General features: G+C 41.7%; 11 protein-coding genes and 1 pseudogene. 2 read left to right on the top strand and 10 right to left on the bottom strand.

Going from position 1 to position 11,600, the window contains the following annotated elements; genetic code table 11:
- The first annotated feature begins 641 nt into the window (after positions 1 to 641).
- Positions 642 to 1,319, top strand: a complete 678-nt coding sequence (locus EWV84_RS02900; RefSeq protein ID WP_287076330.1) for a hypothetical protein — start codon at positions 642 to 644, stop codon at positions 1,317 to 1,319.
- A gap of 53 nt (positions 1,320 to 1,372) precedes the next feature.
- Here the strand turns inward: EWV84_RS02900 and EWV84_RS02895 are convergent, their stop codons facing one another.
- The 5 genes from EWV84_RS02895 to EWV84_RS02875 all read right to left on the bottom strand — a co-directional run bounded on the left by EWV84_RS02895 (position 1,373) and on the right by EWV84_RS02875 (position 5,844).
- Entirely contained in the window at positions 1,373 to 2,311 is a 939-nt protein-coding gene (locus EWV84_RS02895) for a GDP-L-fucose synthase family protein (RefSeq protein WP_287076327.1), read from the bottom strand.
- Between the two features lie 12 nt (positions 2,312 to 2,323).
- On the bottom strand, positions 2,324 to 3,406 hold the full coding sequence (gene gmd / locus EWV84_RS02890) for a GDP-mannose 4,6-dehydratase (RefSeq protein ID WP_002798501.1): 1,083 nt from the start codon (positions 3,404 to 3,406) through the stop codon (positions 2,324 to 2,326).
- 125 nt (positions 3,407 to 3,531) lie between these two features.
- The gene (locus EWV84_RS02885) at positions 3,532 to 3,873 is read right to left on the bottom strand and encodes a TIGR03792 family protein (protein WP_287076325.1); all 342 of its coding nucleotides are present in this window, start codon (positions 3,871 to 3,873) and stop codon (positions 3,532 to 3,534) included.
- A 12-nt stretch (positions 3,874 to 3,885) separates the two neighbouring features.
- Positions 3,886 to 4,773 (bottom strand): ParA family protein, encoded by an 888-nt coding sequence (locus EWV84_RS02880; protein WP_287076323.1) that lies wholly within the window; start codon positions 4,771 to 4,773, stop codon positions 3,886 to 3,888.
- 15 nt (positions 4,774 to 4,788) lie between these two features.
- The gene (locus EWV84_RS02875) at positions 4,789 to 5,844 is read right to left on the bottom strand and encodes a metallophosphoesterase family protein (protein WP_287076321.1); all 1,056 of its coding nucleotides are present in this window, start codon (positions 5,842 to 5,844) and stop codon (positions 4,789 to 4,791) included.
- 107 nt (positions 5,845 to 5,951) lie between these two features.
- Here EWV84_RS02875 and EWV84_RS02870 point away from each other — a divergent pair.
- Positions 5,952 to 6,110, top strand: a pseudogene (locus EWV84_RS02870) (peptidase C15); the annotation flags it as partial.
- Between the two features lie 167 nt (positions 6,111 to 6,277).
- On the opposite strand, the gene EWV84_RS02865 reads toward EWV84_RS02870, so the two are convergent.
- The 5 genes from EWV84_RS02865 to EWV84_RS02845 all read right to left on the bottom strand — a co-directional run.
- Complete coding sequence (locus EWV84_RS02865) at positions 6,278 to 6,952, bottom strand: MAE_28990/MAE_18760 family HEPN-like nuclease (RefSeq protein ID WP_287076319.1); 675 nt, start codon at positions 6,950 to 6,952, stop codon at positions 6,278 to 6,280.
- Between the two features lie 18 nt (positions 6,953 to 6,970).
- Entirely contained in the window at positions 6,971 to 8,158 is a 1,188-nt protein-coding gene (locus EWV84_RS02860) for a GmrSD restriction endonuclease domain-containing protein (RefSeq protein WP_287076318.1), read from the bottom strand.
- Positions 8,159 to 8,528: 370 nt separating this feature from the next.
- Positions 8,529 to 9,815 carry a glutamyl-tRNA reductase gene (locus EWV84_RS02855; RefSeq protein ID WP_287076316.1) on the bottom strand — a complete coding sequence of 429 codons (1,287 nt, stop codon included), beginning with the start codon at positions 9,813 to 9,815 and terminating at the stop codon, positions 8,529 to 8,531.
- Between the two features lie 71 nt (positions 9,816 to 9,886).
- Positions 9,887 to 10,990, bottom strand: a complete 1,104-nt coding sequence (locus EWV84_RS02850; protein ID WP_286826006.1) for an RNA-guided endonuclease InsQ/TnpB family protein — start codon at positions 10,988 to 10,990, stop codon at positions 9,887 to 9,889.
- Positions 10,991 to 10,994: 4 nt separating this feature from the next.
- The coding region (locus tag EWV84_RS02845; RefSeq protein ID WP_287076314.1) for an IS607 family transposase at positions 10,995 to 11,600 on the bottom strand (606 nt) is incomplete at its 5' end.

Here is an 11,600-nt window from a genome sequence, read left to right as displayed (position 1 = left end):
AAACGGGGTTCAGACTAAAGTATTGCCGCTCGCGCAGGCTAGAGACTCTCTCCCCTGAAACCTATAATGGACAAGGTTTTCGCTTCACCTTTTCAGCCAGGGCATCTACATTATAAAAGAGCCCAAATGGGTTCTATAGGGGTGGGGGACTTGTAGTGACGGCAATCTCTACAGCAAAAATTAAAGTTAGACGGGATTTGCTATCGTTGACCGACTCTCCAAAAGGAAAACTCCGTACCTCACTATTAAGATAAACGCTCTAGATTTGATCGCGTCTACGCTCCAGATGAATGGTGATGATCACCCTAACTGAGGTTTCTTCAGTTTTTTGTCACAATTTTTACATTTTTTCACATATTTTAATTCGATCGGGTGATTTTTTTTTGATAGGATTGAACCTATAATTCTCCCAGAAATAGTTGTTGTTCTCCATTAACCGTGCCAAACTAAGAACTGCGGACAAATCAAGAGTTTTGGCGTTTCAATAGACCAGATAAACTAATAACTGGCAATTAGTAGGAAATATCAGTTATTTTTGGCTAAAGTTCTCCTTTTTACCGCATTTTCTGCCTGGGAAACAAACCTTTTTCTGCTTTCGTCTCTGTCTTTAATTCGCTCCCACTAGGAAACTCAAGGGTAAGATGCTAAATTTTCAAAAGCAGGGTCGTCATCATCCTCTGACCCTATTAACAATGCTTTTAAGTGCTTCTTTCGTTGTGGTCTCCCTCTCCTTGACTCCTGCGATCGCACGTCAATTCGCCCCAATTAACCCGATTAAACCGATTCCTTTGGGGAATGATCGATTAATTCCTGCCGGCACAGACATCCCTGTAAAATACGAGCAAGGGGAAAAAATTCTTTTAACCAAAGAAGAAACTTTTTCTTTATCTTTGACCGTAACTGATAATATCAAAAATTCCCAAGGACAGATAATTATTCCCGATGGTAGTCAGATTATCGGAGAAATTAAACCCAATGGTCAAGGTTCGCGTTTTCTATCCCAAAAAATCTTTTTAAAAACCCGTCAACCCCAAGAAAAATCTATTGATGCTATTTCAGCAGTTTTCACTCGTCTAGAAAGGATAATTAAAGGAGTTAACCCCGACAAAATTATTCAGGGTGCAGTATTAGGAAAATCGGCCGCTTCTGTCCTCGCTTCTTTTACTTCTGACCAACCGGTTAGCGAGGGATTATTGCGAGGAGGGGGATTAGAAGCATTAGCCGGTTGGTTATTACGAGGAGAATCGGTGGAATTATTGTCAATTAACCCCAAGGAAGATTTAAAATTAACCCTTCGTTCTGATTTTACTGGTCAGTAACCTTAAAAAAATCTGGTGTGTTAGTTATTTATCTAACACACCAAAAATATAACCTAGGCGGCGTTTTGCCGATACCATTCAATGGTTTTCTGCAAACCTTCTTTAAATTCCATTTGGGCAACAAAACCGAATTTTTCCTTAGCGCGGGTTGTATCTAAACAGCGTCGCGGTTGACCATTCGGTTTATCTATTTCCCAAACAATTTCGCCATCAAAACCCATTAAATCACAGATTAATTCAACTAAATCCTTGATAGAAATCTCATAATTTGTACCAAGATTAACCGGGTCTGATTCATTATAGAATTGACTGGCCATGACAAGGCCTTGCGCTGCATCGGTGGAGTAGAGAAACTCCCGGGTTGGACTACCATCTCCCCAGACAGGAAGTTGTTTATCCCCCCGTTGTTGTGCCTCATAAACCTTGCGAATTAAAGCAGGAATTACATGGGAACTACCCGGATCAAAATTATCCTCTGGCCCGTATAAATTCACCGGTAAAAGATAAATTCCGTTGAAACCATACTGCAAACGATAAGACTCTAATTGTACCAATAAAGCCTTTTTAGCGATACCATAGGGCGCATTGGTTTCTTCGGGATATCCTGACCATAAATCGTCTTCACGGAAAGGTACTGGAGTAAATTTTGGATAGGCACAAATTGTCCCCACACAGACAAATTTTTGCACTCCTGCTAGATAGGCAGCGTGAATTAATTGGGTTCCCATCATCAAATTATCATAGAATAATTCGGCGGGTTTTTCCCGATTGAGACCGATGCCTCCCACATGGGCTGCCAAATGGATAATTAAATCTTCTTGGTCGGCTAAACGTTGACAGTTTTCCCAAACTCTTAAATCACAATCCTTTGACCGAGGAATTGTAATTTTTTCGGGATTTGCCCCCGCTGCAATTAATTGATTAACTACTTGCCGACCTAAAAATCCGGCCCCCCCAGTGACAACGATTCTTTGTTCGCTTAAATTCAGCATATTTTTACCTCTTTAATCCACAGTTGTCATTGAACGATTGCGAAGATAAGCCAAATCTTTTAATAACTGTCCGCTATCACCACCGTTATTAAGATTAATCCCCAAAGCCGCTAAATCCGCATCTACCATTAATTTTACCAGTCCCTCGAACGTTACCGACGGCTGCCAGCCTAATTTCTCTCTGGCTTTTGTGGAATCTCCTATCAATAAATCCACTTCCGCCGGACGCAAATAACGTTCATCAAACTCCACATAATCCTGCCAATTTAAATTAACGTATTGGAAAGAAATATCGAGAAACTCCCGGATAGAATAGGTTTCATTTGTCGCCACTACATAATCATCCGGTTCTTGCTGTTGTAACATTAACCACATCGCCCGCACATAATCCTTAGCATAACCCCAATCCCGTTTAGAATCGAGATTTCCTAAATAGAGTTTTTTCTGTTGTCCGGCAATAATTCGGGCCAAAGCGCGGGTAATTTTGCGCGTGACAAAAGTTTCTCCACGACGGGGGGATTCATGGTTAAATAAAATGCCGTTACAGGCAAATAAGTCGTAGGATTCCCGATAGTTGACCGTTTGCCAGTGACCGTAAACTTTCGCACAAGCGTAGGGACTGCGGGGATAAAATGGCGTGGTTTCTTTTTGGGGAACTTCCATGACTTTCCCGAACATTTCCGAGGAACCTGCTTGATAGAAACGGACTTCGATGCCGGTTCTTTTTTGGTAATCCCGAATTGCTTCTAGTAATCTTAAGACCCCCACCCCCACAGCATCGACGGTGTATTCTGGGGCATCAAAACTAACTCGCACGTGGGATTGGGCCCCTAAATTATACACTTCTACTGGTTGCACTTGTTCGAGGATACGCCGCAGGGTCGTGCCGTCGGTGAGGTCGCCATAATGAAGAAATAATTTAGTATCGGGCTGGTGGGGGTCAGTGTAGATATGATCGATGCGATCGGTGTTAAAGGTTGAGGTACGACGGATGATACCGTGGACTTGATAACCTTTTTCTAATAATAATTCGCTCAGATAGGAACCATCTTGGCCGGTGATGCCGGTAATTAGGGCGCGTTTAGCTTCAGTCATCAGTAATTTACCTAATCGGAAAGAATAAAGACCAGGGCAGGGTCTGATTGCTTATAGCACACTTTAGCCCCTCATGACAAGTTTGGCTAGGTTGACAGGGGACAAAAAGATGAATTGATTTTTTATCAGGTCCCCATAGATTCTAAATTGTTCTGACAATTTTCTCGAAATTTTCTGACCTGAAATTCCTTGACTTTGAGTAATTGATAATTATCTTTTCCCATGGCTAGGGAAAATTTGGCCTCGGTGTCATCAAGTAAATTTTGGGGGATAGCTTTCCACTGTTCTTTCGTTTGCCAATGGACAACGATAATTAATTCTGCCTCGATGGCGGGATTAATCCAAATTTCTTTACCTAAAAAACCAGGTTGTTTTGCTAAAAACTTTGTCCAAATTTTTTGATCTTTTTGGATAAATTTTTCCCTAGCTTCGGGTTTAACTTGAAATTCTAACCACTCAATGACCATAGTAATTATCTCCTATTTTTTGGCTTTCATCAAGAATTCTTCTGTGAGTTTCATAAAAGCTTTGGAACCACTAGAAGAGGGCATAGCTGCCACCGCAGGCACGAACATATCAACAGCTTTAGCTACATTAACATCCATAGGAATCGCATTAGCAAAAATTTGATGGGCTTGAAAATCCTGTTGTACCCGGCGCATGACTTGATTATAGTAGCGACTGAGTAGGCCACCACCAGAAAGAATAAAAACTATACCGAGTAAACCGGGGTTAATCGGTTCGGTTTCTTGATGACTAGCTTTCAGTTTAACTATTCTTCTTTCTAATAGCTGAATGCCGACAATTGATAAAGGTTCGGGACGGGCAGGTAGTAAATAAAAATGACTGCTACATAGACCACTACGAGTTAAAAGATTATAGCCCGGAGCGCAATCCATGATAATATAATCGTAACGGTCTTGAATGGGATCAATGATTTTTTGAATTAAGATTCTTTCCAGATTATTCCAAGCATGATCAAAGCCTAAATCTTCCTGTAAAATTGCTTGGTGGTGCAGAGTTTCTGAGACGACATATTCATCATAAAGTTCGATGTCTCCTGGCAGTAGATCTAAGCCTTGTATTTCACAGACTGAAGGGACAATAATATCATCAATAGTTAATTTATTGTAGGGATTGGGTTTGATAATTGCTTCTAATAAATAGCTTAAAGTGCGTTTTTTGCGACGCAGTTGAGCGAATTCGTGGGGAGACATTAAGCTAAGAGTCGCACTGATTTGAGCGTCTAAATCGAGGACAAGGACTCGTTTTTGCTGAAATTTAGCTAAACAGGTGGCAAGGTTGACGGTCAGGGTAGTTTTTCCTACTCCTCCTTTCATATTAACGGTGCTGATGACAGTGGCCATTATGGGAATTCCTTTCTAGTTAACCGATGGAATATCTCGACGTAAAACTTGCCCGTTGGGAGCCATAATCAAAGGAGGTAAACTGGTAATATTGATCGCCTCTTGGGTTTTCATGTCGTAGGTGGTGTAAACTGTTTCCTGTTGATTGGGATTAATATCGACAATTGTTAGGGTTTTTCTGGGCGCTTGTTCACTGTTCAATAACCGTCGCGGTCCACTGCCTAAAGCTCCCGTGTGTAATAATTGTAATTGCCCCCGTTTACCCGGATAGTAAGCGTGAGCGTGGCCACTAATATAAGTATGCACCTGATAGCCCTCTAAAAAGGCTCTTAATTTCTCGGCATCGGCTAAATAATCCCCCGGTCGATTTCTGCCCACGGCAATACCGTAGAGGGGTAAATGACCGATTACTAGCCGCATTTTAGCATTTTTAGCGTCGGTACTACTCAAGTTTTTAGCTGCCCAATTTAGTTGTTCCCCAGAGATTAAATGAGTGGAGGCATCCCAAACTAGATAGAATATACCATTTTGAGTGAAAGTATAATAAAAAGGAAAGCTGGTTTTATCGATAAAATTTAAACTTGTATCATGTTGGGGGTTTTGCCAATAATCTTGGGCTAATTTTCTCTCTTTAGCATAGATAAATTTTCCTGCCGATAAAGCTCCAGAAGCGTCATGATTACCGATGGTAAAACCAAAAGGTATTTTAGCAGCTCGCAGGGGTGCGGCGATATGGTGATCAAAGGCTGACCACATGGCGTTAATTGCTGCCTCTGTCAAGCTGCTTTTTTGTCCTGCCACCATGTCGCCACCACAGAGAACCAGATCGGGTTTATTATTGATAATTAAAGGGATAGCTCGATCGATTTCGGGATCGTAAGTAGTGGAACCGTATTGACTATTAAGGTCACTAATCACGATTATCTTGACTTTTTTCGCTTTTTGTGCTTGTTTAACAGCCGACTCAGGGGGATTTTTGGAAGTAACAGGCTGTAAAATTTGATGAGCGCAAGCTGCCAAGCTAAAACCGCCTAAACTGCCACTGAGCAGCAAAAATTCACGGCGTTGCATAGGCTATCAATCTCGTCTTTAATTGAGGTCACGTCAGTTATTGTAGCAATTTTTGTCCCTTCGATCGCTTTTTTGTTGATCATCCTAATTAACTATCAGGAGATAACTTGACAATTCTCTTAACTTCTTTTGCGCCTTGGTTATGCCATCACTGTAGTAATTCCTCTGATGATTTGTTAGTATCTATTCAAGATAACTATGCAAAAAAGCTTTTATTTTTGCGTCAACTTCCCGTTAATACCCATCGAGCCAGTGAACGAGTTATACTAAATCCGTTGAGTATAGGCTACATATCAAGACAGGCACTCATGCAAGAGGCACTAATGCAAAGGGGAGAATAAATAATCAGTTTTTAATAACTGGATTTAGTATTCCACTCAAGGATGCGTTAACTTAAAGCACCCGACCAGATTGGCGATCACACTATTACCTGCTATTTTTTACAAAATGTTTCATGTTTAAGACCATACAACATTTTCAATCGGATTTCGTACATCAAATCTATTACCAAATTCTTAAATCTGACATAGACTTGTTGGTCAATCCTATCCTTTGGTGCTAAATCACCTCCATGAGCTACAGCATTGCGTAACCGCAGAAATAACTCTAAGGATTCCTTTAAATTAGGATTCGGATGTGCATAATTCTTCCAATGTTCTGGAAACTTTTCAAGTGCAAAGCTCTTGAGTAATTTGTTTAAGACGTTGAAACCAACATTACTCTCGGTATTAACAACTCTTGAAATAGTGCAGCTATCCCTAGCGTGAAACGCTTTAAGTGAAGCAAAAAAACTTACTTTTCTATTGTCATTTGTAGGATATTCCTTGAACTGTTTAAAGGAGTTTTCCATGTGGTGAATAACTATTTCATCGCAAAAATCATGAAGATCTCTGCCAACATTATTAAGTTCATCAATATAGAGGTTGAAAGATTTTTGGATAAAGCTTTCCCATAAAGAATAAATCATCGATATTGATTGAGTTGAGAAAATGTCTTGATGCTTTGAAGATAGAGAGTACCTTCTCGTAAAAATTGCTCTCTCAATTTCGAAAAGAACAGATATTCTCTCTTCAATAATCTCTTGCAATGCCCTATCAAAATCATCCATAGCCTATTGCTAAGTTTATTATTGAAAAATTTCATCTACTCTTTTAAGACGATTTCTAATCCGACTTCTACTATTAGAAGCGGTTCCAGAATATCTTTTGAAGTCGTTGTCACTTTTTAATTGTGTTATCTTTGATTTCAAAAGTTCAAGGTTTTCAGCATACGTCTCGATATTTTGAGCAACTCCGATTAATATCCCCTCAAAATAAGCTGGAACAAATAAGTTTCTCTCGTTTCTAAATATCTTGTTGTCTTCTATTTTGTAAATTAACTCTAAAACTCTCATGATGAGAGATTCATAAACATCATATTCAAAACTAGCGTTCTTAACAGTTTTCTCCATAAAATCGTTTAAAAACTTCTCCATATTTTCATTAACATTTTCAGCATTTTTGTAGAAAGCAAAAAACCTAAGAACTAATTCTTGATCATATAATTCATTAAGTTTGCCATTACTTAATTGAGTAAGAGATTTGAAAACTTCGCTTTGACTAACTTTTAGTAAAAGCTCGTTAAGCCTAGGATTAACCCCTCGATAAATTGCATTTCTTATCTCCTGTGGAGTTAATTTTGAACCTCCAGAGTTGAGTCTTTTGAACAACTCATACTTCATGGAGGTACTACTTTCTCCTCTCAAAATTTCAACTCTACAAACAGCCCTTTTCAAGTTTATTTTTAGATTTGTTGGAAGATTGTCAATATTAAAGCCTTTCAAGCTTTTAACTAATCCTCCTTCTTGCAAAGTCCATTTATTTATAGTTTTTCTCTCTCCAGTTTCTTCCCCGTTTTCCTCATCAATTTCTTCTTCTTCTTCTTCTTCGACTCCTGATCTGTCTATATCTTCTTGATAGTCAATTGTCCATCCACTACCTTTTAGTTCACCAAAAAAACTTATGAAAGTAGAAACACGTTGCAATCCATCGACTAATTCCCATACACCGTTTTTATCCTCGGCCACAAATATTGGAGGAATTGGAATCGAGAGTAGAATCGATTCTATAAGTGCAGTTTTTTGTGCTTCTGACCATCGGAATAATCTCTGATACTCTGGTCTAATTATTAATTCATTATTTTTGTAGAGGTTGATCAACTCCCCAAAAGAAATGTCAAGTCTATCAGACGACAGCCTTTTTCTCTCATCTGAGACTGCTTTTTCGAGTAAGGCTACTTTTTCTGCTAAGGCTACTTTTTCTGCAAGGTTTTCCATATTACTCAGGCTTAGTATGCTTTTCCAAGTATAACGAGCTAACAATGGAATTGATGACGACTCTGTGAAAGAGAGAACTCAGTTTTTGAGAGTCTAACTATTAATCATACCGCTCCCTGCGGTCCCGCACCCTCCTCTGTCCTACTTCCATCAGTTAAACACCCCCTCAATTTGGGCATAATTACCGCAGAAGGCTTTCTACTATTCCACTGAGGTGGATATTACCGCATTTCTACAGCCAAAAGTCTAGTGGTCTGTCAATCTTGAAATTGTGGATAGGGGAATCCGGCAAAATTATCCGCTCCCAGTCCCTCAAAATCACCTTGACAGACCAATAGAATCGCCCTTAATTTTTGTCAATTGTCGGCCCCTAACTATATTCCTCCCCGACACTGAGATTAAAGAGCATTTGCAGGGATTGTAAACAGCGCTTGCGCGCTTCGATATCCTGTTGGGCGCGCAGTTGTACCATGGGTTCGTGAAGGATTTTATTGACGATACCGCGGGTCATCGCTTCGATAACTTCTTGGTGTTTTTCGGCGAATTCCGTCCCCAGACGGGAGAGGGCCTTTTCTAATTCCTGTTCGCGAATATCTTCAATTTTGCTTCTTAAACAGCTAATTGTCGGTACAGTGTCCAAAGAACGCCACCAAAGCTCGAAAGCTTCCACTTCCTGCTCTAGGAGTGCCTCTGCTTCCCTGGCCATCTGACGGCGACTTTCCTGATTGGCGGCAACCACCGCTTTGAGATCATCGACGTTAAAAGCTTGCACTTGTGCCAATTCCTTCACGTCGGTATGGACGTTGCGGGGAACGGAAATATCGATTAACATCAGGGACATAGCAGAAATCGTCACTTCTGTCAATAAAGTTTTAGTTAAAATTGGTTCCGTGGCTCCGGTGCTGGTAAAGACGATATCCGATGCCGCTACGATAGCCATCATTTCTTCTAAGCCATATAGTTGCAGCGGTAGGTGAGGAAATTCACGGGCCAACTCCTGGGCCCGTCTTTGGGAGCGATTGATGATCGCAATTTGCTGAGAACCCTTAGCCAGAAGGTGAGTAACTAATAATCGGGACATTTTCCCTGCCCCGATAATAGCGATTTTCTTGCTGCTGAGGTCTGCCACCTGAGCATGGGCTAACTCCACCGCCGCCGAACTGATCGATACGGCTCCCGTGCCGATGCTGGTTTCCGTGCGGACGCGTTTACCGGCAGTCATCGCTTGTTTAAACAGGCGATCGAGTAATTGACTAATAGTATTGTACTTCTGGGCTAATTTATGGGTATTTTTAACTTGAGCGAGAATTTGCCCTTCACCGAGGACAAGACTTTCTAAACCGGCCGACACCCGCAGCAGATGACGGACAGCATCCTGATGCAGCAGGGTAAACAGATAACGACGCAGGACATTAAGGGGAATATGCCCGATTTCAGCGAGAAACTGGGTAATTTCTACCACGCCCTTTTCCGTATCCGTAACCACGGCGTAGATCTCCAAACGGTTACAGGTACTGATAATAGCCACCTCTTGGATATGGGGATAACCCTTGAGGTGGGTAAGAGCGGACTCGATTTTCGCTTCCGGGATACTCAATTTTTCGCGAATTTCCACAGGGGCTGTCTTGTGACTCAAGCCCACTACAGCAATATTCATTTATGTTCTCCTACAAATGTTGCTCAGGCTACAAAAATTATTGATAAAGATCAGTGCGTTATGTGCAACATTTAACCTAAGCAAAGCTGAGTATCGCTACCCAAACCTTGAAAAAGTACGGCATCATCCCGAAAGATGACGGCTGTTGCCTGCAAAGCACGAAACATTATATTCCGTGCGCCGTGCCAATCTCTTGGGGCTTGATAACCACACTGAGGGCACTTAAAAGTTTTTGAACCACCCAATTTTTCGTGGATATGACCACATTCCGGGCAAGTTTTTGAGGTATAGGACTCGTTACAACGAACCACCAAAACTCCCTGTCGGTTTGCCGCCTGCTGTAAGTGTTGAGCAAATCGGTAATGACTCCAGGTTAAGAGGCTGCGTACCGACTTGCGCTGAATTTTTCTAGTGGACTTTGAACTCATTTGACTTGTCTCAAAGGTCGGTAAAAAGATTACCTTATAGTGCCTTACTAGAAAAGAAGCAGTTTTGGCATGAAGGTCTTTGACTAAGTTTTGGATACGACCCCGTAACCGACTAGCGGCTTTACGCATTTTATAGCGTTGGCGTTGTGACTTCGATGTGCTAATCCTTGAACAAAGTTGGTCGAGATGCAGGCAAAGACGATGTATTGCTCCGATGTCTTTCCCGCCAACTTCCAAGATGGTTTCTCCGTCATAGCCCGTCAAAAAAGTTCTTACGCCTGGGTCTAGGGCAATCACTCGCTTTTCAAGAGTCACCTGAACAGGTTTTAAGGTCGGAAAACAAGCAAACCATTGATGACGACAATAAACTAATTGAGTGCCGTACTCGCAAGCAGTAGGAATTTCTTGGGGAGAAGTAAAGGATAGTCCTTTAGTTGCTCTCGGATACCAAGTCCCGTTCTTGAAATTCCCTGGCTTAAATTTAATTACCTGAGAGGTGGCACGACAGGACTTAAAACGAGCCGAGCCATTATTGGCCAATGCTTGCTGATAAGCGTCACAAGCGTCCGCCACTGCCTCTTGAAGTTGATGTCCTGGTAACGCCTTCACCCAATCTGGTTTGGGAAAAGAACGCAGGGTGGCTTGCATCTCGTAGATATTAGGCTTTGCTCCCGAGCCAAGCAGGTCAATCGTCTGGTTATAGAGCCAGCGATAAGCCGCTAACCATTGTTTCCAGACCTTGTGCAACTCCTTAGAGGGAAAGACCCTGATCCTTGAGACACTGTTGGGCTTCTCCTTGAAGGAGCGATTGCGTGGGTTCTTCTTGTAGGATTTTTTCGGCTTGCTTTTGGTATTTTCGCAGTCCGTAAAACCTAGCAGAGAAACAGTGGAGGATGGACAAAATATCTTGGATGAGTTCTTCCTGGGGAGAGAGCTTAGATTCATTGAGAACCACGAGTTTGCATTCACATTGCTCACAGAGCCACTCAATAAGGGGGAAACCGAATCGAGCCAGCCGGTCTGGGTAGGCAACGGCAAGCAGTGCGACATTTCTTTGATGTATTCGCTCCAGAATAGAGAGGAATCGCTCCCGTTTAAAATTGAGTCCGCTTCCAATCTCTGTAATAATTTCGGCTCTGGGATATTTTGAGCGTAGAAATTCAGCTTGTCTTTCGAGGTCGTCCTTTTGCCCGTGAGTGGAAACTCTGGCGTAACAGATAATGGACTTACTTTCCGGCTCGTAGTCTTCGAGACAGTAGCGGCGTTGTCCTCCTGGGGTACGGATACTTTTGATTTTTCCGTCTGATTCCCATCGTCGAAGGGAGGAGATACTGACCCCAAGTAATTGGGAGGCTTC

It is taken from the genome of Microcystis sp. M_QC_C_20170808_M3Col, from assembly GCF_007095505.1.
GTDB lineage: Bacteria > Cyanobacteriota > Cyanobacteriia > Cyanobacteriales > Microcystaceae > Microcystis.
Note: the sequence above shows the minus strand (reverse complement) of the source record. Positions and strands in the feature narration are given on the sequence as shown.

What these genes read in the sequence shown, in the direction of transcription:
- EWV84_RS02900 (WP_287076330.1), top strand. Translation starts at nt 642, where the DNA reads ATGCTAAATTTTCAAAAGCAGGGTCGTCATCATCCTCTGACCCTATTA.
- EWV84_RS02895 (WP_287076327.1), bottom strand. Translation starts at nt 2,311, where the DNA reads ATGCTGAATTTAAGCGAACAAAGAATCGTTGTCACTGGGGGGGCCGGA.
- gmd (WP_002798501.1), bottom strand. Translation starts at nt 3,406, where the DNA reads ATGACTGAAGCTAAACGCGCCCTAATTACCGGCATCACCGGCCAAGAT.
- EWV84_RS02885 (WP_287076325.1), bottom strand. Translation starts at nt 3,873, where the DNA reads ATGGTCATTGAGTGGTTAGAATTTCAAGTTAAACCCGAAGCTAGGGAA.
- EWV84_RS02880 (WP_287076323.1), bottom strand. Translation starts at nt 4,773, where the DNA reads ATGGCCACTGTCATCAGCACCGTTAATATGAAAGGAGGAGTAGGAAAA.
- EWV84_RS02875 (WP_287076321.1), bottom strand. Translation starts at nt 5,844, where the DNA reads ATGCAACGCCGTGAATTTTTGCTGCTCAGTGGCAGTTTAGGCGGTTTT.
- EWV84_RS02865 (WP_287076319.1), bottom strand. Translation starts at nt 6,952, where the DNA reads ATGGATGATTTTGATAGGGCATTGCAAGAGATTATTGAAGAGAGAATA.
- EWV84_RS02860 (WP_287076318.1), bottom strand. Translation starts at nt 8,158, where the DNA reads ATGGAAAACCTTGCAGAAAAAGTAGCCTTAGCAGAAAAAGTAGCCTTA.
- EWV84_RS02855 (WP_287076316.1), bottom strand. Translation starts at nt 9,815, where the DNA reads ATGAATATTGCTGTAGTGGGCTTGAGTCACAAGACAGCCCCTGTGGAA.